The organism is Paenibacillus sp. PvR098, assembly GCF_017833255.1.
In the GTDB taxonomy this organism is placed as follows: Bacteria; Bacillota; Bacilli; order Paenibacillales; family NBRC-103111; genus Paenibacillus_G.
This window is the reverse complement of record NZ_JAFIBU010000001.1, coordinates 2,947,483-2,968,470: the sequence shown is the minus strand read 5'-3', so window position 1 is coordinate 2,968,470 and position 20,988 is coordinate 2,947,483. Positions and strand designations below refer to the sequence as shown.

The 20,988-nt window shown below is 49.7% G+C and carries 25 protein-coding genes, 1 pseudogene and 1 other annotated feature; of the genes and pseudogenes, 23 read left to right on the top strand and 3 right to left on the bottom strand.

The window, feature by feature from the left end; all coding sequences use genetic code 11:
* The first annotated feature begins 25 nt into the window (after window positions 1-25).
* A complete protein-coding gene (clpC, locus tag JOE45_RS14750) occupies window positions 26-2,470 on the top strand; it encodes an ATP-dependent Clp protease ATP-binding subunit (protein ID WP_210019516.1) in 2,445 nt (814 codons plus the stop codon).
* A gap of 55 nt (window positions 2,471-2,525) precedes the next feature.
* Here the strand turns inward: clpC and JOE45_RS24250 are convergent, their stop codons facing one another.
* From JOE45_RS24250 to JOE45_RS14735, 3 genes are all read right to left on the bottom strand, one after another.
* Window positions 2,526-2,702 (bottom strand): IS3 family transposase, encoded by a 177-nt coding sequence (locus JOE45_RS24250; RefSeq protein WP_461479730.1) that lies wholly within the window; start codon window positions 2,700-2,702, stop codon window positions 2,526-2,528.
* Window positions 2,703-2,846: 144 nt separating this feature from the next.
* Window positions 2,847-3,116 carry a DDE-type integrase/transposase/recombinase gene (locus JOE45_RS14740; protein WP_348632601.1) on the bottom strand — a complete coding sequence of 90 codons (270 nt, stop codon included), beginning with the start codon at window positions 3,114-3,116 and terminating at the stop codon, window positions 2,847-2,849.
* Between the two features lie 391 nt (window positions 3,117-3,507).
* Window positions 3,508-3,681: a hypothetical protein gene (locus tag JOE45_RS14735; protein ID WP_210019518.1), complete on the bottom strand. Its 174-nt coding sequence runs from the start codon at window positions 3,679-3,681 to the stop codon at window positions 3,508-3,510.
* Between the two features lie 192 nt (window positions 3,682-3,873).
* On the opposite strand from JOE45_RS14735, the pseudogene radA reads away from it, so the two are divergent.
* The 22 genes and pseudogenes from radA to JOE45_RS14625 all read left to right on the top strand — a co-directional run bounded on the left by radA (window position 3,874) and on the right by JOE45_RS14625 (window position 20,841).
* Window positions 3,874-5,237, top strand: a pseudogene (gene radA / locus JOE45_RS14730) (DNA repair protein RadA).
* An 18-nt stretch (window positions 5,238-5,255) separates the two neighbouring features.
* Entirely contained in the window at window positions 5,256-6,335 is a 1,080-nt protein-coding gene (disA, locus tag JOE45_RS14725; RefSeq protein ID WP_280873782.1) for a DNA integrity scanning diadenylate cyclase DisA, read from the top strand.
* Window positions 6,336-6,424: 89 nt separating this feature from the next.
* A complete protein-coding gene (gene pssA / locus JOE45_RS14720) occupies window positions 6,425-7,168 on the top strand; it encodes a CDP-diacylglycerol--serine O-phosphatidyltransferase (RefSeq protein ID WP_210019519.1) in 744 nt (247 codons plus the stop codon).
* Window positions 7,169-7,405: 237 nt separating this feature from the next.
* Window positions 7,406-8,503, top strand: a complete 1,098-nt coding sequence (locus JOE45_RS14715) for a PIN/TRAM domain-containing protein (RefSeq protein WP_210019520.1) — start codon at window positions 7,406-7,408, stop codon at window positions 8,501-8,503.
* A gap of 110 nt (window positions 8,504-8,613) precedes the next feature.
* Window positions 8,614-9,318: a 2-C-methyl-D-erythritol 4-phosphate cytidylyltransferase gene (gene ispD, locus JOE45_RS14710; RefSeq protein WP_210019521.1), complete on the top strand. Its 705-nt coding sequence runs from the start codon at window positions 8,614-8,616 to the stop codon at window positions 9,316-9,318.
* Window positions 9,318-9,803, top strand: coding sequence for a 2-C-methyl-D-erythritol 2,4-cyclodiphosphate synthase (gene ispF / locus JOE45_RS14705; RefSeq protein ID WP_210023291.1), 486 nt, complete (start codon window positions 9,318-9,320; stop codon window positions 9,801-9,803). The genes ispD and ispF overlap by 1 nt, the downstream gene beginning before the upstream one ends.
* Window positions 9,804-9,888: 85 nt before the next feature.
* A complete protein-coding gene (gene gltX, locus JOE45_RS14700) occupies window positions 9,889-11,340 on the top strand; it encodes a glutamate--tRNA ligase (RefSeq protein ID WP_210019522.1) in 1,452 nt (483 codons plus the stop codon).
* 112 nt (window positions 11,341-11,452) lie between these two features.
* A complete protein-coding gene (locus JOE45_RS14695) occupies window positions 11,453-11,749 on the top strand; it encodes a hypothetical protein (protein ID WP_210019523.1) in 297 nt (98 codons plus the stop codon).
* Between the two features lie 20 nt (window positions 11,750-11,769).
* Window positions 11,770-12,426: a serine O-acetyltransferase gene (gene cysE, locus JOE45_RS14690; RefSeq protein ID WP_210019524.1), complete on the top strand. Its 657-nt coding sequence runs from the start codon at window positions 11,770-11,772 to the stop codon at window positions 12,424-12,426.
* 2 nt (window positions 12,427-12,428) lie between these two features.
* Window positions 12,429-13,826 carry a cysteine--tRNA ligase gene (gene cysS / locus JOE45_RS14685; protein ID WP_210019525.1) on the top strand — a complete coding sequence of 466 codons (1,398 nt, stop codon included), beginning with the start codon at window positions 12,429-12,431 and terminating at the stop codon, window positions 13,824-13,826.
* Between the two features lie 9 nt (window positions 13,827-13,835).
* Window positions 13,836-14,273: a Mini-ribonuclease 3 gene (locus JOE45_RS14680; RefSeq protein ID WP_210019526.1), complete on the top strand. Its 438-nt coding sequence runs from the start codon at window positions 13,836-13,838 to the stop codon at window positions 14,271-14,273.
* 30 nt (window positions 14,274-14,303) lie between these two features.
* Window positions 14,304-15,047, top strand: coding sequence for a 23S rRNA (guanosine(2251)-2'-O)-methyltransferase RlmB (rlmB, locus tag JOE45_RS14675; RefSeq protein ID WP_210019527.1), 744 nt, complete (start codon window positions 14,304-14,306; stop codon window positions 15,045-15,047).
* Between the two features lie 25 nt (window positions 15,048-15,072).
* The gene (locus JOE45_RS14670) at window positions 15,073-15,588 is read left to right on the top strand and encodes an NYN domain-containing protein (protein WP_210019528.1); all 516 of its coding nucleotides are present in this window, start codon (window positions 15,073-15,075) and stop codon (window positions 15,586-15,588) included.
* Between the two features lie 115 nt (window positions 15,589-15,703).
* Entirely contained in the window at window positions 15,704-16,348 is a 645-nt protein-coding gene (sigH, locus tag JOE45_RS14665) for an RNA polymerase sporulation sigma factor SigH (protein ID WP_210019529.1), read from the top strand.
* A 294-nt stretch (window positions 16,349-16,642) separates the two neighbouring features.
* Window positions 16,643-16,792 (top strand): 50S ribosomal protein L33, encoded by a 150-nt coding sequence (rpmG, locus tag JOE45_RS14660; protein WP_025851018.1) that lies wholly within the window; start codon window positions 16,643-16,645, stop codon window positions 16,790-16,792.
* Between the two features lie 17 nt (window positions 16,793-16,809).
* Window positions 16,810-17,022, top strand: coding sequence for a preprotein translocase subunit SecE (gene secE, locus JOE45_RS14655; protein WP_210019530.1), 213 nt, complete (start codon window positions 16,810-16,812; stop codon window positions 17,020-17,022).
* Window positions 17,023-17,049: 27 nt separating this feature from the next.
* Complete coding sequence (gene nusG, locus JOE45_RS14650; protein WP_210019531.1) at window positions 17,050-17,583, top strand: transcription termination/antitermination protein NusG; 534 nt, start codon at window positions 17,050-17,052, stop codon at window positions 17,581-17,583.
* A 43-nt stretch (window positions 17,584-17,626) separates the two neighbouring features.
* Complete coding sequence (rplK, locus tag JOE45_RS14645; protein ID WP_210019532.1) at window positions 17,627-18,052, top strand: 50S ribosomal protein L11; 426 nt, start codon at window positions 17,627-17,629, stop codon at window positions 18,050-18,052.
* Between the two features lie 83 nt (window positions 18,053-18,135).
* On the top strand, window positions 18,136-18,828 hold the full coding sequence (rplA, locus tag JOE45_RS14640; RefSeq protein WP_210019533.1) for a 50S ribosomal protein L1: 693 nt from the start codon (window positions 18,136-18,138) through the stop codon (window positions 18,826-18,828).
* A gap of 53 nt (window positions 18,829-18,881) precedes the next feature.
* Window positions 18,882-19,047: a sequence feature (ribosomal protein L10 leader region), on the top strand.
* Between the two features lie 195 nt (window positions 19,048-19,242).
* Complete coding sequence (rplJ, locus tag JOE45_RS14635) at window positions 19,243-19,755, top strand: 50S ribosomal protein L10 (RefSeq protein ID WP_210019534.1); 513 nt, start codon at window positions 19,243-19,245, stop codon at window positions 19,753-19,755.
* Between the two features lie 44 nt (window positions 19,756-19,799).
* Window positions 19,800-20,162, top strand: a complete 363-nt coding sequence (gene rplL / locus JOE45_RS14630) for a 50S ribosomal protein L7/L12 (RefSeq protein ID WP_210019535.1) — start codon at window positions 19,800-19,802, stop codon at window positions 20,160-20,162.
* A gap of 82 nt (window positions 20,163-20,244) precedes the next feature.
* Window positions 20,245-20,841 (top strand): class I SAM-dependent methyltransferase, encoded by a 597-nt coding sequence (locus tag JOE45_RS14625; protein WP_210019536.1) that lies wholly within the window; start codon window positions 20,245-20,247, stop codon window positions 20,839-20,841.
* Window positions 20,842-20,988: the final 147 nt, after the last annotated feature.

Genomic DNA, 20,988 nt, shown 5'->3' with positions numbered 1-20,988 from the left:
TTACTAATTTTTGGAGGTGTTATACATGATGTTTGGCAGATTTACGGAACGTGCGCAGAAAGTGCTGTCTTTGGCCCAAGAAGAAGCCGTTCGTTTGGGTCATAATAATATTGGTACAGAGCATATTTTGCTCGGATTGATTCGTGAAGGCGAAGGCATTGCCGCCAAAGCCCTGATCGCTTTGGGGCTCGGTTTGGAGAAAATTCAAGACGAAGTCGAATCACTGATCGGTAGAGGACAAGAGCAGCCTACCAATATCGCTTATACTCCTCGAGCTAAAAAGGTCATTGAGCTGTCCATGGATGAAGCGCGGAAGCTCGGGCATACGTACGTCGGAACGGAGCATATCCTGCTCGGATTGATACGTGAAGGCGAAGGTGTTGCGGCACGTGTGCTGGGCAATTTGGGCGTAAGCTTGAACAAAGCCCGTCAACAAGTGCTTCAATTGCTTGGCAGCAGCGAGGTGGTCTCGCCGAACCATGGTAGCCCCGCTAATGTAAATACACCGACCCTGGACGGTCTGGCGCGTGATTTGACCGCCTATGCGAAAGAAGGAAACCTCGATCCGGTCATTGGCCGCAGCAAAGAAATCGAGCGCGTGATTCAGGTGCTCAGCCGAAGAACGAAGAACAATCCGGTGCTCATTGGTGAACCGGGTGTTGGTAAAACTGCGATTGCGGAAGGCCTGGCTCAAAAAATCGTGGCGAATGAAATTCCGGAAACACTACGCGACAAACGCGTAATGACCCTGGATATGGGATCAGTGGTAGCTGGCACGAAATACCGCGGTGAATTTGAAGACCGTTTGAAGAAGATTATGGACGAAATTCGTCAAGCAGGAAATATCATTCTGTTCATTGACGAACTGCACACGCTCATTGGCGCAGGTGGAGCGGAAGGCGCGATCGATGCCTCCAATATCCTGAAGCCAGCGCTGGCTCGCGGCGAGCTGCAGTGTATCGGAGCGACGACGCTGGACGAATATCGTAAATATATCGAGAAGGATGCGGCATTGGAACGACGCTTCCAGCCGATTACGGTAGACCAGCCTTCTCCGGAAGAGGCTATTCAAATCCTTCACGGGCTGCGTGACCGCTATGAAGCGCACCATCGCGTGAAAATTACAGACGAAGCGATTGAGCAAGCCGTGAAGCTATCCGATCGTTACATCACAGATCGCTTCCTACCGGATAAGGCAATCGACCTAATTGATGAAGCAAGCTCCAAAGTAAGGCTTCGCTCATATACGGTACCGCCGGATTTGAAGAAGCTGGAAAGCCGTTTGGATGACATCCGTAAGGAGAAGGATGCAGCTGTACAGAGCCAGGAGTTCGAGAAAGCTGCCGCGCTTCGGGATACAGAACAGAAAATGAGAGAAGAGCTCGATTTAACGAAGAACGAGTGGAAAGAAAAGCAAGGTCGCACTGACTCCGAGGTGACGCCTGAAGATATTGCTCAGGTGGTGGCGAGCTGGACCGGCATTCCGGTTGTGAAGCTGGCAGAGGAAGAAACCGAGCGGCTGCTCAAAATGGAATCCATTTTGCACGATCGGGTGATCGGACAAGATGAAGCGGTGAAAGCCGTAAGCCGGGCGATCCGTCGTGCACGGGCAGGGCTAAAGGATCCAAAGCGTCCAATGGGCTCCTTTATTTTTCTCGGACCTACAGGGGTCGGTAAAACCGAATTGGCCCGCGCGTTGGCTGGATCGCTGTTCGGCGACGAAAACTCAGTTATTCGGATTGATATGTCCGAGTACATGGAAAAACACTCGACTTCCCGGTTGGTCGGAGCGCCTCCAGGATATGTCGGATACGAAGAAGGCGGACAGCTTACAGAGAAAGTACGCCGTAAGCCATACTCTGTCGTCCTCTTAGATGAAATTGAGAAGGCGCATCCGGAAGTATTCAATATTTTGCTTCAGGTGCTGGAGGACGGCCGTTTAACGGATTCCAAAGGACGTACCGTCGACTTCCGCAACACGCTGATTATCATGACCTCTAACGTCGGGGCCGATTTGATTAAGAAGAACTCGACGCTGGGCTTTACCGCGACACAAGATGCGGGTAGAGATTACAGTAACATGAAGGACAAAGTGATGGGTGAGCTGAAGAAGAGCTTCCGTCCGGAGTTCTTGAACCGGATCGACGAAATCATCGTATTCCACTCGCTGGACGAAAAGCATATCGGCGAAATCGTATCGTTGATGGCCGAAGAATTGCGTAAACGTCTGAAAGAGCAGGAAGTGGATTTCATATTGACCGATTCGGCCAAAGCGTTTCTGGCCAAAGAGGGCTATGATCCGGCGTTCGGAGCAAGACCTCTTCGCAGGGCAATTCAAAAACATATTGAAGACCGTTTATCCGAAGAATTGCTTCGCGGGAACATTACCAAAGGCGATATGCTTACCATCGATGAAAAGGACGGCGAGCTGATTGTAGAGCGCAATCAAGGCGTTGCTTCTCAAGCATAAAATAAAAAATCCGGCTGCTTGATCATACCCCTGTCAAGTAGACATTCGAAAAAAGCTATGCTGCCAGCGCGTGCCGATACTCAATCGGTGCGCGCTGTTTGAGTTTAGCTTGAAATCGCTGATAGTTATAAAAGTAAATATAATCTTCAATGGCTTGATGTATTTCGGATTCTGACTTAAACTGTTGGAGATACAACTTCTCTGTTTTGAGATGCGAGAAGAAGGATTCGATGCATGCGTTATCCAGGCGGGTTGCTTTGCGAGAGTGGCTGCCTTTAACGCTGAATGCTTCTAATCATTTGTTGTACGCCTGAGACGTGTACTGGAAGCCCTGATCCGAATGGAGCACGGCCCCATAAACGTCTCTTTTTCTTGTCTACTTCTCCAACGTATCCAGCACGAGCTGCACATCGTTTCGTTCGGATAATTGCCAAGCTACAATCTCATTGTTAAACAAGTCCTGAATGGCGGACAGGTAATAGAAACGTGTGCCATCTGAGATATACGTGATGTCGGTGGCCAACTTCTGCTGAGGACCTATGGCATGGAACTGACGCTGTAATCGGTTCGGATAAATGACGGAAGGCTTGTAACTGAAACGTTGTCGTTTCTTCCGAATGTTGGATTGTATGGATAGTTCCCTCATCAATCGCCATATTTTCTTGTGGTTATCACACGGTATCCTGCTCCCCACAAGGCGTTCATCATGCGAGGGTATCCGAAATATGGATGCGTAGCATGAAACTCGTGGTCTCGTGCTCGTTTTTCTACGCGCAACGAGCGTGTTTTTCGCCATTTGTAATAGATGGCTCGAGGTATACCCGCGATATGTATGAGGAGGGTAACACCGTGTATGCTACGTAAATCTTCGATTAGTTGGTAGTGATCTTGCTGCTCGACATGGCCTCCTTTACCAGATTTGGATACCGCTTTTTTAGGTAGTCTACCTGCGCTCTCAGATCGTCCCGCTCTTCCTCTATGCTAGCGAAGGATGTACGAAGACGCCCTTTAACGGATTACTGACGCCTTTACACTCATCAAAGCTGTCTCCGTTTCTCCACTTCTTTACCCACACCTTTAACTGTGAACAATTTACGTATTTTCATTAGGTCTGCTACCGCCTTGTAGCTCGAAGATCCTTCCATATATGTAACCGCAGCTAACTTAAATTCTTCTGTATACGTCTGAAAGATCTGCCCTTTTTTAGCCATAAAGAAATCCCCTCCAAGTATTTCAATCGTTCCTCATGATAACATGACGGTTTTTATTGAGTGTCTACTTAAAGGGGATAATACCACTGGCCGGATTTTTTATTTGTACGGAATCGGGTGGGAGGGTTTTCAATGATGATGCATCATGGTAAACTTTGATATGAAGTACTTGAAGCAGAATAGGGAGAAACAATGGCCAAAACGAAAACAAAGTTTTTTTGTCAGCAGTGCGGCTACGAAACGCCGAAATGAATTCGGTAAGTGTCCTGGCTGCGGGGCTTGGAATACATTTGTAGAAGAAGTGGAGACTTCCGGAAAAATCCGGGTACTTCACACATCTTTTTCCAATAAGAAAGAAAAAGCAGTTTCTATCATAAACATAGAAAGCAGTCAGGAAGAACGCATTGTCACAGATAACCGGGAGCTGAACCGTGTGTTGGGGGGGCGTAGTACCGGGCTCCCTTATCTTGGTTGGCGGTGATCCTGGCATCGGTAAGTCAACGCTTCTGCTTCAAGCCTCTCATGCGTTGACGGAGCAGCAGCTCAAAGTATTATATATTTCCGGAGAGGAATCGGTCAGGCAGACAAAGCTTAGGGCTGACCGGCTGAAGGCCGTTTCCCCCCTGCTGTTTGTGCTGAGTGAGGGAACGCAGAGCGTATCGAAGCAGCCATCGATGAGATGGAGCCGGATTTTGTCGTCATTGATTCGATTCAGACGGTGTATCATCCCGCGGTAGCATCGGCACCCGGCAGCGTACCGCAAGTAAGGGAGTGCACAGGGCATTTCATGTGCATCGCCAAAGGAGAGGTATTGCAACCGTCCTTGTTGGCCATGTTACTAAAGAGGGAGCGATTGCAGGGCCGCGCCTTCTTGAGCATATGGTGGATTGTGTGCTCTATTTCGATGGGGAGCGCCATCATTCGTACCCACTGCTGCGTGCCGTAAAGAATCGATTCGGTTCGACGAAGAGACTGGTATTTTTGAAATGCGGGAAAGCGGATTAGTCGAAGTAAGCAATCCGTCGGAGCTGTTCTTGTCGGAGCGTTCGATGGGGGTATCCGGTTCAACGGTGGTTGCAAGCATGGAGGGAACTAGGCCGGTCCTGGTGGAGCTTTAGGCGCTCGTATCGGCTACGAATTTCCCTTCTCCGCGGAGGATGGCAACCGGATTTGATCATAACAGGCTTTCACTGATCATTGCCGTGCTGGAGAAACGGATGGGGATGTTCCTGCTAAACCAGGACGCTTACCTCAACATCGCAGGCGGAGTAAAGCTGGATGAACCTGCGGTAGATCTGGCTGTTGCGGTCAGCATCGCCTCAAGCTTCCGCGATCAGCCTACACAGCCGTTCGACGTTGTCTTCGGAGAGGTAGGCCTAACCGGTGAGGTGCGCGGCGTTGCCCGTGTAGATCAGCGGGTGCGTGAAGCGCAGAAGCTCGGCTTCAAGCGGATCATCCTCCCGCACAAGAGCCTGAAGGGTTGGACGCCGCCCGCAGGGATTGAAATCATCGGCGTGAATACTGTAGCCGAAGCGCTTTCAGCAGCTTTAGTTTAACCGTCAGGAGGGACACCTTTGAGCAAGGAAGAAGCGAAACGCGACGTGATGAGCCAGCTGCTGCAGTTGGTCGCGCCAGGAACCCCATTTCGAGAGGGGCTCGAGAATGTGCTGCGCGCCAAAACAGGAGGTCTGATCGTCGTAGGATACAGTCCGGAAGTGATGGAGATTGTGGACGGAGGATTTTCCATCAACTGCGACTTTTCACCAAACTATTTGTATGAGCTAGCCAAAATGGACGGCGCCATTATCCTCAGTGAGGATGTGAAGCGCATTCTATATGCCAATACTCAATTGATCCCGGACTCGTCCATACCATCCATCGAGACGGGTATCCGTCACCGTACGGCGGAGCGCGTCGCGAAGCAGACTTCCAAGCTTGTGGTGTCGATCTCGCAGCGGCGAAACGTGATTACGCTGTATCAAGGAAATTTGCGCTATGCCTTGAAGGATATTGGAGTTATTTTGACGAAGGCGAACCAGGCGATTCAAACATTAGAAAAATATAAGTCTGTTCTTGACCAAGACTTGACGAATCTTGGTGCTTCCGAATTTGAAGAGCTCGTTACGCTTCACGATGTAACTGGAGTCATTCAACGTGTCGAGATGGTGCTGCGCATTAAAACGGAAATTAATCGATACATTAACGAACTGGGGAATGAAGGCCGTCTGATTAGCATGCAGTTGCATGAATTGGTCGGAAATACGGAATACGAATCCTTCTTGTTGGTAAAAGATTACGTCAGGGATCCTAGTGATGAGAAGGCCAAAGAAGTCATGAGCTCGCTCAAACGGCTGGCAACAGATGAGATGCTTGACCATTCTCATATCGCCCGAGTGCTTGGCTTCCCGCATGCAACGAACAGTGCGGAGGAAAACGTATCGCCCCGGGGCTATCGGGTGTTGAACAAAATCCCAAGACTGCCGTCGGTCATTATTCATAATCTCATCGAGCGTTTCGAGCAGCTCCCTCATCTGATGATGGCTACCATCGAAGAATTGGATGAAGTAGACGGCATTGGAGAAGTGAGAGCCCGAACAATAAAAGAAGGGCTGAAACGAATTCAGGATCAAGTCCTCATTGACAGACATATCTAACTTGCATACAATCATAGGGTACCTTAATATAATGAATTAGTTTAAGATGGGCAAGATTAGGGTACAGTATAACCAGAGGTGGACTAATCATGATAACGAAATCCCTCCCGAATTTGTTTACTGTAGGGAACTTATTTCTAGGTATCATTTCGATCATAATGGTATTTAACAATAAACCGGAGCTGGCTGCTATTATGGTGCTTGTAGCCATGCTGCTCGACGGTCTGGACGGACGGGTGGCCCGTGCGCTCAATGTTCAAAGCGAATTCGGCAAAGAACTCGATTCGCTTTCTGATGTCATTTCGTTTGGGGTGGCACCGGCGTTCATTATGTATGTCATGGCATTTACGGAGATGAATGCGCCTAGCGCGTGGATTATTACCGCTATTTTTCCTATTTGCGGAGCGCTCCGCTTGGCTCGCTTTAATGTAGTTGCCGGTACGCCAGGCTACTTTATCGGTCTGCCGATTCCGGCGGCCGGCGGTGTCCTTTGTACTCTAGCTCTGTTTCATAATGAATTGAGCACGGTTGTGCTTGTTCTGTCTACGCTGCTTCTGTCCTATTTGATGGTCAGTACGGTGAAGTACCCGAATTTCAAGAAAGTGGGCATTCCGAAAGCGGCGATCTGGGTTACTCCGATTGTGGTTATCGTCGCTGTTGTCATTGCGATCCAGTTCCCAGGGACGCTGTCCAAGATGATTTTTGTACCTTTGCTTCTTTACGCGCTGTATGGGCTAAAAAAAAACGTTGATCGCCTTTTTGTTTTCCTCCGCTTGAAGAAAAAGAAGACGAAAACGATGGATGAACCGGAATCCAAAACAACCACAATTTAAAGTGATACTCGAGAAAATGAAAAGCATTTGTTTTCCTTATGGAAAATAAATGCTTTTTTGTTTTTTTTGTGTGGCAGGATTAGGCGGGAAACTTTTGGTTCATAATTGTAACGTAAGGGGCAATGTCGCTCCACAGCATCATGCAAAAGTGGAAATGAGCGAGATTGCCGCTTTGAGAAGACATTGTTCGGAGGTTGTACTAGATGGTTGTACTAGATTTTGATGGAGGTGAAGTCTATGATGAAAAAATGGTTCCAGCTTCTGTTGGCAGTTATTGGCGGTACGCTAGGATTACAGTGGAGTGATACGATAGGTAAACCATTATTTGAAGTCATAGGTACGGTAACAGGGATCAAAGAAGTAAACGGGCAAGGGGCATGGATGTTTGCGCTTGGCGCGCTGGTCTTTTATTCAATCAGCTCATGGACGCTAGGCTCACTGCTCAAGGTAATGGTTCAGGGAGAAGAACGCGCGTCGAATATGCCGGTAGCGGATATGCTTGCCGGAGCGGCAGGTATGGTCATGGGACTGTTGGTCTCATCTGCCCTGTTGAATCCGCTGGAGCGTGCAGGACTATTTAATCCACTTGTGCACATGGTGTGTATTGCAGCTCTTTCGTATGCAGGATACCGAATTGGCATCTTGAAGAAAGAAGAGCTGTTTGCGGCAATCGATCAGCGGCGTTCGGATCGGAGGCGCGGCGCTCATGGTGAGGTCAAAGGCTTTGAGGAGCATAAAATTTTGGACACGAGCGTCATTATCGACGGCCGGATTGCGGATATTTGCAAGACGGGGTTTATTGAAGGCACGCTGGTCATTCCGGAATTCGTGCTGGAGGAGCTGCAGCATATTGCTGATTCATCCGATCTGCTGAAAAGAAACCGTGGGCGCCGGGGTCTGGATATTTTGAACAAGATTCAGAAGGAGCTCGACGTGAAGGTGCTGATTTACGAAGGAGATTTTGATGAGATTTCCGAGGTGGACAGCAAGCTGGTCAAGCTTGCAAAGGTGCTTCAAGGCAAGGTCATTACAAATGACTTCAACCTGAACAAAGTGTGCGAATTGCAGGGAGTATCGGTTCTGAATATTAATGATTTGGCCAATGCGGTAAAGCCTGTCGTACTGCCGGGCGAAGAGATTCTCGTTCAGGTGATCAAGGATGGCAAGGAGCACGGTCAAGGCGTTGCTTATTTGGATGACGGCACGATGATTGTGGTGGAAGGCGGGCGTGACTTTATCGGCACGACGCTGGATGTTCTGGTCACGAGCGTACTGCAAACTTCGGCGGGTCGAATGATTTTTGCTAAGCCCAAGCTATTGGAAAAAGCGCTCTAAAGCGGTATGATAGTGTAGATGCGCTAAACGGGAGCTATATCTTCTGCCGGAAGCTGGGGCTTTCGCGGCAGGTTGGCCTCGAAGCCGATATATTGTGGCAGGTGGACAAGTTGACGATCAGACTTGGAGTAGTAGTCGTGGCTGCGGGCAAGGGCTCGCGGATGGGTACGAAAGAAAGCAAACAGTATTTGCTATTAAACGATAAACCGGTTCTCGTACATACGCTGGAGCTGTTTGAACGCTTCGATGCGGTGAATAGCATCGCGCTCGTTACCGGAGCGGACGATGTGCAGCGCTGCAGTCAATATGTCAAGGAATACGGGCTGGGCAAAGTGGACCATATTTTACAGGGTGGGAAAGAACGGCAGGATTCCGTTTATCAAGGCTTGCTGGCTTTGAACGGGACTGTCGATTGGGTCATGGTGCATGATGGTGTTAGACCGTTCGCGGCAGTTGAGCACCTTACCGCCTGTCTGCATCAAGCGATGAAGACGGAAGCGGCGGTGCTTGCCGTGCCCGTGAAGGACACGATCAAAGTCGTGGACGGCACAGGCGTGATCCAATCCACTCCTGACCGGAGCAGCTTGTGGGCGATTCAAACCCCGCAGGCTTTTCGTCTTTCCGTTCTGCTGGAGGCGCATGAACGCGCCCGGCAAGAAGGGTTTATAGGGACAGACGATGCCATGTTGGTGGAGCGGATGGGGATCCGTGTGTCGGTGGTGGAAGCCGACTACTACAATATTAAAATCACGACTCCCGAGGATTTGCCTTGGGCGGAGTGGATTATTCGCAATGTCAGGGGAGAGAAGAAATGATGATTCGAGTAGGACAAGGCTTCGATGTACACCAGTTGGTGGAAGGGCGCAAGTGCATCATCGGCGGAGTGGATATTCCGTACGAAAAGGGACTGCTGGGACATTCGGACGCGGACGTGCTGCTGCATGCGCTGAGCGACGCCATTCTGGGAGCCCTTGGGTTTGGCGATATCGGTAAGCATTATCCGGATACGGATGCCGCTTTTAAGGATGCGGATAGCTACAAGCTGCTGGTAGACGTTTGGAGAATGGCGAAGGAAGCAGGGTATCGCTTGGGGAACGTGGATTGCACGATCATTGCGCAAAGACCGAAGATGGCTCCGTACATTCCGGCGATGGTGCAGCGAATCGCTGAGGCGCTTGAAGCGGAGACGAGCCAAGTGAATGTAAAAGCGACGACGACCGAGCAGCTCGGATTTACGGGACGCGGGGAAGGGATCGCGGCACAAGCGGTTGTTTGTCTTGTCCAAGGTGTGCTATCATAACAGATATTATTTTGACGGATGGATCGGCTCGCAGGGCTCATTCGGCTTAGAGGAACGTCTGCAGAGCAGGGGAGGAGAATAAAGTATGTCACAGTTTCGTGTAAGGTATGCGCCGAGTCCGACAGGGCATTTACATATCGGGGGAGCGCGTACGGCGCTGTTTAATTATTTGATCGCCCGTAAGCAGGGTGGCCAGTTCGTGATCCGGTTTGAGGATACGGACCAAACCCGTCATGTGGAAACGGGAGTTGACAGCCAACTGAACGGTTTGAAGTGGCTTGGCGTGGACTGGGATGAGAGTGTGGATGTCGGAGGTCCGCACGGTCCGTATCGGCAGACTGAGCGGCTGGGTTTGTATCAGCCGTTCATCGATCAACTTCTGGAGCAAGGGAACGCTTATCCCTGTTACTGCTCGGAGGCGGAGCTGGAGGAGGAGCGGGCGAAGCAGGAGGCGGCCAGCCAGATGCCGATGTATTCGGGGAAGTGCCGTCAACTGACGCCAGAGCAGGCTGAGGCCTATACGGCAGAAGGACGCAAGCCTTCAATCCGCTTCCGTGTGCCCGAGAACAAGGCGATTGCCTTCGATGACCGGATTCGCGAGCGCGTCGAATTCGATACGAACGGCATCGGTGACTTTATTATTGTCCGTCCGGATGGCATCCCAACGTACAACTTCGCGGTTATTCTTGATGACCACCTTATGGGTATCACCCTCGTTATTCGCGGAGAGGAGCACCTGACCAATACGCCGCGGCAGATCATGATGTATGAAGCGCTCGGCCTTCCTGTGCCGGAATTCGCGCATCTGGCGCTGATTCTCAACCAAGACCGCAAAAAGATGAGCAAACGGGACGAGTCCATCATCCAGTTCATCGAGCAGTATAAAGAGCTCGGCTATTTGCCGGAAGCGGTGATGAACTTCATCGCGCTTCTGGGCTGGTCTCCGAAAGGAGAAGAAGAGATCTTCACGAAGGAAGAGCTGATTGCAGGATTCGACCTTGACCGGTTGTCCAAGAGTCCTGCAGTATTCGATATGGATAAGCTCAATTGGATGAACAACGTCTACATCAAAAAGGCAGACACCGAGCGGATTGTAGGACTCGCTTTGCCCCTACTGCAAAAAGCCGGCAAACTGCCGCAGGAGCTGACGGGTGAACAGGAGCAGTGGGCGCACTCTTTGGTCGGACTTTATCAGGAGCAGCTGCGTTATGCCGCTGAAATTGTTGACTTGTCGGAGCTGTTCTTCCGTGAGGACGTCAGCTATGATGAAGAGGCTAAAGCGATGCTTGCGGAAGAGCATGCGCCCCTTGTGTTGCGCAGCTTCTTAACTCAGGTGGAGCAGGCAGCGGAGTTTCATGTGGATGCGCTGAAGGCGATGCTGAAGGCCGTCCAAACGGAAACCGGATATAAGGGAAAACCGCTTTTTATGACGGTACGTGTGGCCTTGACGGGTCAGATGCATGGGCCCGACTTGAATATGACCTTGCATTTGTTGGGCAAAGAAACGGTCATCCGCCGGATCAAGAAGTTATTGTAAACCTTTCGATTTTTCGATATACTAAATGGATCATTGATGCTGCTTCAACATATACCTAGTGGCGACGAACGGGAAAGTACGGAAAAAGCGGGATTCTCAGAGAGGACAATCGGTGTGCAAGCACGCCGGCTGCGAATTGTCCAATCCTCTTTATTCGGAAGTGCACCCGGGAGCCGTAAAGACGATCTGCCTGCTAGCGCTCCGGCTGCAGCGGCAGGGTAGCCTTTACCGTGACGTTCACGATACGAACGATATAAGACGGGTAAGCCTCCTGGCCGATGATGGTTATCGGGAACTGGGGTTTATGCTTATCCAAGCAGAGTGGAACCGCGACATTCGAACGCCTCTGCAGCCAAATCGGCTGCGGAGGCGTTTTTGCGCAGCGTTCTTTCGCTCTGCTACAAGGTAAAGTGAAAGCGGGGAAACGATATGTTCAAACGGATGAAGGAAGACATCAATACGATCTTTGAGAACGACCCCGCAGCCAGGGGCTGGTTCGAAGTCGTGTTTACTTATGCCGGTTTGCATGCACTCTGGGCGCATCGCGTCGCCCATTGGTTTTATAAGCAGCGCTGGTATACGTTAGCCCGAGTGATTTCTCAAATCAGCCGGTTTATGACAGGGATTGAGATTCATCCTGGTGCGGTCATTGGGCGGAGATTTTTTATCGATCACGGGATGGGAGTCGTGATTGGGGAAACCTGTGAAATCGGCGATGACGTACTGCTTTATCACGGAGTCACGCTGGGGGGGACGGGAAAGGAACGGGGGAAACGCCATCCGACTCTTGGCAATAATGTGGTCATTTCGGCCGGAGCCAAAGTGCTCGGCTCCTTCACTGTAGGAGACAACTCCCGTATCGGATCGAATGCGGTGGTGCTGAGTGAAGTGCCGCCGAACAGCACGGTAGTGGGCATTCCTGGCCGTATCGTTAAGCGGGACGGCGTTCGCGTGGGCCGGCTGGAGCATGACAAGCTGCCGGATCCGGTGGTCGATATGTTCAAGCAGCTTCAGCAGCAGCTGGACGAGTTGAAGGCGGCGGAGAACAGAGAAGCAGTGAAAACTAAGATCGGAGGAAAAGATTGACGATGTCGCTTAAAATCTATAACACGATGACCCGTACGAAAGAAGATTTTATACCGCTCGAATCGGGTAAAGTAAAAATGTATGTGTGCGGTCCGACCGTATACGATTATATTCACATCGGGAATGCCAGACCGGTTATTTTCTTTGATGTGGTTCGTCGTTATTTGGAATCGGTCGGCTATGAAGTGAGTTTTATTGTTAATTTTACCGACGTGGACGACAAGTTGATCAAGAAGGCTGCAGAGATGGGCACCACCGTTCCGGAGGTGGCTGACCTGTTCGTGCAGAAATATTACGAGGATACGACGGGATTAGGCGTTCGCGAGGCGACGTTGCATCCTCGCGTAACGGAAAACATGACGGAAATTATTGAGTTTATTTCGGGGCTGGTAGCCAAAGATTATGCTTACTCAGCGGGAGGAGACGTTTATTTCCGAACGTCCAAATTCGCCGAGTACGGCAAGCTTTCTCACCAGAACTTGGAGGAGCTGCAGTACGGCATTCGTGTAGATGTGGATGAGCGCAAGGAGAATCCGCAGGACTTCGTGCTTTGGAAGGCGGCCAAGCCGGGTGAAATCAGTTGGTCGAGCCCGTGGGGTGACGGCCGTCCGGGATGGCACATCGAATGCTCGGCGCTGGTTCGTAAATATTTGGGCGAAACGATTGATATCCATGGTGGCGGGCAGGATCTTGCTTTTCCGCATCATGAATGTGAAATTGCCCAGTCTGAGGGATTAACCGGTCATCGAATGGTGAATTATTGGATGCACAATGGATTTGTGAATATCAATAACGAAAAAATGTCCAAATCGCTTGGCAACGGCGTTCAAGTGCATCAACTGCTAAAGGAGATGCCGGGCCAGGTCATCCGCTATTTTATGCTGTCCGGCCATTACCGTAATCCGCTTAATTTCAGCGAGGACGCGGTACAGCAAGCGAAAGGCAGTTTAGCCCGCGTGGACAACTGTATTGGGGCCTTGAAGCACAGACTGCAGTCGGCCGAAGCAGGGGAAGCGGAGGATGCGGTAGCTCACGCGGTCCATACGGCGAAGGAGCAATTCGAAGCGAAGATGAACGATGATTTCAATACTCCGGATGCCATTACGGCGGTGTTCGAGCTTGTCAGTGCGGCGAATACTTACTTGAACTCGGAGCGGGTGACTTCTGGTTCCTTGGAACTGTTCGTGCAGCAGTTTGCAGCGATGGACGGTGTACTGGGTATACTGGCTCCTGAAGCTGGGGAATTACTGGATGAAGAAGTGGATCGGCTCATAGCAGAAAGAACTGAAGCACGAAAATCCAAAAACTGGGCTCGGGCCGATGAAATTCGGGATTTGCTGACAGAGCGGGGAATTCTGCTCGAAGATACGGCTCAAGGTATCCGCTGGCGACGAAAGTAGGACGAGCTTATGGAATGGGACGGACTGTTGGATCAGGAGATCAAAACCAATTTATTTTCTTTCCCGCCCGCCCGTGAAACGAGCCAGCTTCATCCGCTCGTACTGGCCTATATGGGAGACGCTGTCTATGAGGTGTTCGTACGGCAGTATGTGGTTGCGCAAACAAACCATAAGCCAAACTACTTACATCGGATGGCTACCCAATATGTTTCGGCCAAATCGCAGGCCAAATCACTGCAGCGCTGGCTGCCGTATTTGACTGAGGAGGAACTGGATGTCGTCAAACGGGGGCGCAATGCCAAGTCGGGGACGACGGCGAAGAATGCGGATGTGCTGGAATATCGGCACAGCACCGCTTTTGAGTGTTTGATCGGCTTTTTGTATTACACGCAGCAATGGGAGCGACTTCACTATTTGATGATGCTATCGTTGGAGCGGGATAAATAACATTCGAAGAAAGAAAGGGGGCGCTTGAGCATGGAAGAAGAGTTTATCGGGGGAAAGCACTCGGTTCTGGAAGCACTGCGTTCCGGGCGAACCATCAATAAGATTTGGATTGCCGAGCAGGCACAAAAGCAGCTCATTCAGCCGATTATTGCAGAAGCGAAGCAGAATGGGGTCATTGTTCAGTTCGCCGACAAGCGGAAGCTGGATCAAATGGCTGACGGCCTGCAGCATCAAGGAATCGTCGCTCAAGTGGCGGCGTACGCTTACGCAGAGGTTGAGGATTTACTAGCAAGGGCTGAGGAACGCGGAGAGATGCCGTTCTTGCTCCTGCTTGATGAAATAGAAGACCCGCACAACCTAGGTTCGATTCTGCGTACAGCGGATTGTACCGGTGTGCATGGGGTCATTATCCCGAAAAGACGTTCGGTAGGATTGACGGCCACGGTGTCGAAGACATCTGCCGGCGCCGTAGAGTATGTGCCGGTTGCGCGTGTGACGAACTTGGCCCAGACCATCGAGCTGTTAAAGGAGCGCGGAGTATGGGTTGCCGGTGCAGATGTCGGTGCTGAGCAGCCGGTGTACCAGACGAATTTGGCCCTGCCGCTTGCCATTGTGATTGGTAATGAAGGCAAAGGCGTTGGTCGATTGATTAAGGAAAAGTGCGATTTTTTGCTTAAGCTGCCAATGGTCGGGCAAATTAACTCGCTTAATGCCTCCGTAGCCGCGTCGGTCTTCATGTATGAAGTCGTACGGCAGCGGACGGCTGCCCGCTAGCGCGCTTCCAGCGGGGCGAAGCTTAATGATACAGGAAACTTTAATCGTAGACGGATACAACATTATCGGTGACTGGCCTGAGCTTCGGGCGCTAAAAGAAATCAAGCTGGAAGAAGCGCGGGATCGGCTAATTGAGATGATGGGGGAATATCAATCGTTCTCGGGCATGAAAGTGATCGTTGTATTTGACGCTTATTATGTTCCGGGACTTGGTGGTAAATATGTGCAAAATAAGCTTGCGATTTACTACACCAAAGAGAAGGAAACGGCGGATGAACTGATCGAGCGATTGGTTACGGCGCATATCGGCCGGCGCAAGCAAGTATATGTGGCCACTTCAGATATGACAGAGCAGCATGTTATTTTTGGTAAGGGTGCTTTCCGTGTACCGGCAAGCGAGCTTCTCGTGAAGCTGCGACAGGCGCGTGTGGAGATCCGGCGTAAGATTGAAAACGAGGCCGCGGGGCGGCGGAATACCTTCGACAAGCGGCTTAGCGACGATGTTCGGGCCATGTTCGAAAAGTGGCGAAGAGGGCGGTAGCGTGCACTGCGAATCTAGCAAATGCTGGTTTTTCTAGTGGGAACCCGGTTGACGTTAATAGATTACATAATGTATACTATTCCTATCTTTCAAGCGTTGGGCCGGAGGGATTGCAGTGAGTGTCGACTTCAAAGAGTTGAGAATGGACGAATACGACCTCAAGGCAGACGAAGATCTTGTCGAAGCGGTCCGAGATGGAAATAGCGATGCACTGGAGTACTTGATCAACAAGTATAAAAACTTCGTCCGCGCCAAAGCACGTTCTTATTTTTTGATTGGCGCTGACAGGGAAGATATCGTGCAAGAAGGCATGATCGGTCTATATAAAGCGATCCGCGATTTCCGTGGGGATAAGCTTGCCTCCTTTAAAGCTTTTGCTGAACTGTGCATAACCCGCCAAATCATTACTGCGATTAAAACCGCCACGCGGCAAAAGCACATTCCTCTGAATTCTTACGTTTCGCTGGATAAGCCTATTTATGATGAAGATTCCGACCGGACGCTGCTTGATGTGATCTGTGGCTCCAGGGTATCGGATCCGGAGGAGCTCATCATCAATCAGGAGGAGTTCAGTGGACTTGAGGATAAGATGGGCGAGATATTGAGTGATCTTGAACGCAGAGTGCTGATGTTGTATTTGGACGGACGCTCCTATCAGGAGATTGCTGTTGATCTTGACCGTCACGTCAAGTCAATTGACAATGCGCTTCAACGGGTGAAACGCAAGCTGGAAAGGTATTTGGAAGTTCGCGATGCGTAAAATGTAAAGCGCCTTATGCTTACGAGCGGGGTGCTTTTTTATACGCTCATTATAGAACAAATGTTCTCCAATGGCAAGAGCTTCGTTGATATAAAAAGATTCGAGATTCGTTTAGGAGCCTTTGGCTTGGTCAATAATGGATTTGGACGGGGGCTGCAGCCTTGTTAATCACTTATCCTTGACACAAGCATGGCTGTGTGATAAAGTGTTTTGGTGGCCTTAGTTGAAAGGCGTTTTTTTTGCTGATCGTTTAAGGCCGCAAATTTTGAGGCTGGTCCGTAGGAGGTGTACATCATGCGGGTGATCATCACTTTAGCGTGCACAAACTGCAAGCAAAGAAACTATACATCCACCAAAAATAAGCGCAACCATCCTGACCGCATGGAGTTGAAGAAATATTGCAAGTTTTGCAATGAACAAACAGCTCATCGCGAAACTCGCTAGTTTTTGGAGGTGTAGTTGTGTCCTTTTTGGCTAAAATGAAGCAGGGATTCGGCAACACATTTTCTTTTTTTACGGACAGTTGGTCCGAACTGAAAAAAGTAAAATGGCCTAGCCGTAAAGAGTTGATTAGCTACACGCTGGTCGTATTATTTACGGTCACCTTAGTGACGGTGTACTTCTACGTTCTGGACCTGGGAATTTCAGAGCTGCTTCGCCTCGTGTTTCAATAATCTGGGCTGGTGGGTGGCACTATGGAAATGGAAAAAAGATGGTACGTCGTACATACCTATTCAGGGTATGAAAACAAGGTGAAGGCAAATCTAGAAAAACGCGTCGAATCCATGGATATGAAGGACAAAATTTTTCGCGTGCTCGTTCCCATGGAAGAAGAGCTTGTGAATAAGGACGGTAAGAAGAAGACGGTCATGCGTAAAGTGTATCCCGGTTATGTCCTTGTGGAGATGATCCAGACGGATGATTCGTGGTATGTCGTGCGCAACACACCCGGAGTTACCGGGTTTGTTGGATCGACCGGTTCGGGTTCGAAACCGACGGCACTGCTTCCTGATGAAGTGGATGCGATTCTTAAGCACATGGGTATGGAAGAGCCGAAGCCGAAGATCGACTTCGAGCTCAAAGAGACGGTTCGCGTGAAAGTTGGACCTTTTGCCAATTTCGTCGGATCCGTAGAAGAAATTCTGATCGACAAAAGCAAGCTGAAGGTTCATGTCAACATGTTCGGCAGAGAGACGCCGTTGGAGCTTGACTACAACCAGGTGGAAAAGCTGTAGTTGGAAGTGAGTCTGTCATATTACAGACGAGGAGGTGTGCACAATGGCAAAAAAGGTTATCAAAATGGTGAAATTGCAGGTTCCTGCAGGAAAAGCGAATCCGGCTCCGCCGATCGGTCCTGCTCTTGGTCAAGCTGGTGTTAACATCATGGCTTTCTGTAAAGAGTTTAATGCTCGTACAGCTGACCAAGCGGGTCTCATCATTCCGGTTGAAATTACGGTATTCGAAGATCGTTCTTTCACGTTCGTTACCAAAACGCCTCCGGCTGCCGTATTACTGCGTGTAGCTGCAGGGATCGAAAAAGGATCCGGCGAACCGAACAAGAAGAAGGTTGCGACTGTTAAGCGTTCGACAGTTCGCGAAATTGCCGAGCAAAAAATGCCTGACCTGAATGCGGCATCCGTTGAGACTGCTATGCGTATGGTCGAAGGTACTGCTCGCAGCATGGGTGTCACAATCGTAGACTAATTCCATGCAATAGGCTCCCCGGAATACCGGAGGGCCACCAAGTGGGAGGATATTCCGCTAATACCACATAGGAGGACAAGACAGTGGCTAAACACGGTAAGAAATACTTGGAAGTTGCCAAGCAAATCGACGCCGAAGCTTTCTACGAGGCGCTCGAAGCGATCGAACTCGTGAAAAAGACGGCGCGTGCCAAATTCGACGAAACCGTTGAAGTGGCTGTGCGTTTGGGTGTAGACCCGAGAAAACAAGATCAAGCCGTTCGTGGTGTGGTTGTACTGCCTCACGGCACAGGCAAAACAAAACGCGTACTTGTATTCGCCAAAGGTGAAAAAGCCAAAGAAGCGGAAGCGGCAGGAGCCGATTTCGTAGGCGATCAAGACATGATCAATAAGATCCAGCAAGGCTGGTTCGACTTCGATGTCTGCGTAGCTACGCCGGACATGATGAGCGAAGTGGGTAAGCTCGGTCGTATCTTGGGTGGTAAAGGTTTGATGCCGAATCCGAAGGCGGGTACTGTTACGTTCGACGTGACAAAAGCCGTTCAAGAGATCAAGGCTGGTAAAATCGAATACCGTCTGGATAAAGCCGGACAAATTCACGCGCCGATCGGGAAAGTTTCTTTCGAAGCCGAAAAGCTTGCTGAAAACTTCAAAGCTTTGATCGATGCGCTTAACAGAGCGAAGCCGGCAGCAGCTAAAGGGGTATACCTGAAGAACGTTGCAGTATCCTCGACAATGGGTCCGAGCGCTCGTGTGAATGCAGCAGCCCTAAGATAGGAATAGCTTGGTATTTGACTTTTGAAATCATCCATGCTAATCTATTTTAGGTTAACAAACGAATATGCTTACCGTAGACAGCAGGTGCTCGTTCAATGAGCTTAATTTCCTGCCGAGGTGTTGTGATATAAGTTCGATATTCTTTCGCTGTTCAGCTCAAGAATATATGAAAATCATCATGCCTTCGCCTTGTCTGCGAAGGCATTTTCGCATTTATGCGAACGAATGGCCTTTGCAGACGACGGCGAATTGGAATGAAAGCCTCGGGCGGAATTTGTTTACGTGTTAAGTTTGCTTGCGAAGCAGTTTTCTAACGAAAACCTAGTGATTGCTTACGATGTAAGCTTTCCTTCAGGAAGCTCAGCAGATGCTTACGAAGCAGTTTTCTGACGAAAACTTATAGGAGGTGCAAAAATGGCAAACGTAAAAATTATCGAGCAAAAAGCACAGCAGGTTACTGTTGTAGCTGATAAGCTGAAAGAAAGCTCTTGCGCAATCGTTGCGGACTACCGCGGTTTGAACGTAGCTCAAGTAACGGAGCTTCGCAAACAACTGCGTGAAGCTGGTGTGGAATTCCAAGTATTGAAAAATACATTGGTACGCCGTGCTACTGCAACTGCAGAATTGTCCGAATTGAATGAGTATCTGACTGGTCCTACAGCGATCGCATTCAGTAAAGAAGATATCGTGACTCCGGCCAAAATTTTGGCGGACTTCGCTAAGAAGAACGATAAGCTGAATATTAAAGCAGGCGTTGTTGAAGGTAAAGTGGTTGATTACAACCAAATTAAAGCGCTGGCGGAACTGCCTTCCAGAGAAGGTCTTCTGTCCATGTTGCTCAGCGTGCTTCAAGCTCCTGTTCGCAACTTCGCCCTTGCGGTTAAAGCTGTGTCCGAGAAGCAAGAAGCTGGCGCGCAAGAAGCTTAATTTTTTTAAAAAATTAGATCTAATCATAAATGGAGGTTTAAACCATGAGCAAAGAGCAAATTTTGGAAGCTATCAAAGGCATGACTGTATTGGAACTGAACGACTTGGTTAAAGCAATCGAAGAAGAGTTTGGCGTAACAGCAGCAGCTCCAGTAGCAGTAGTAGCTGGCGGCGGCGCAGCAGAAGCACAAGAGCAATCCGAATTCGACGTTATCCTGACAAGCGCAGGCGCGTCCAAAATCAACGTTATCAAAGTCGTTCGTGAAATCACAGGCCTTGGCTTGAAAGAAGCAAAAGACCTCGTAGACGGCGCACCAAAAGCGTTGAAAGAGAAAATTGCTAAAGAAGAAGCAGAAGCCCTCAAAGCTAAGTTGGAAGAAGCAGGCGCTTCCGTAGAAGTGAAGTAATTTAATGCTTACGCACCCCTTGAAGAGGATCGCCTCTGCAAGGGGTTTTCCTTTTCAAGTCATTAAAAGGAGGAGATTGGCCGTGTCGGAGCATTACTATTCCCGGAAGCCCAGCGTTGAACATGATCTGCATAGCATTGAAGAGATGATTCGCGGACGCAGGTTTGTGTTTATGACGGATGCCGGGGTGTTCTCAAAAAAGGGGGTTGATTACGGATCGAGGCTGCTTGTGGAAACAATGGCGTTTCCGGTTGATGCCCGGGTTCTTGATGTGGGATGTGGATATGGGCCGATCGGGCTGTCGGCTGCGGTGCTCGCACATAAGGGGAGCGTCACCATGGTGGATATTAATGAGCGGGCTGTGGAGCTGGCGAGACAAAATGCCAATCGGAACAACATAGGCAATGTGGAAATACTGCAGAGCGATTTGCTTTCGGAGGTGAAGGGGCGGACGTTTGATGTGGTTCTGACCAATCCTCCCATCCGAGCCGGTAAAGAGACGGTACACCGTATTCTCGAACAAGCACATGAAGTGCTGACTCCGGGTGGATCCCTCTGGGTCGTGATTCAGAAGAAGCAGGGCGCTCCATCTGCATATGGCAAGCTGGAATCTCTCTTTGCTCGTGTGGAAGAGGTGGAGAGGGATAAGGGTTATTGGATCCTTAAAGCAACAAAGTAATTTTTGCAATGGAAAAAATGTTGACTTGAATTTTGTGATGTGATATCATAATAAAATGTCAGTATTATGGGTGGGACGTTTCTCTTTAGTTAACTAAAATGTCAAGATAATTTTTTCATTCAGGGATGAATAAGGTTTTCTCATTTG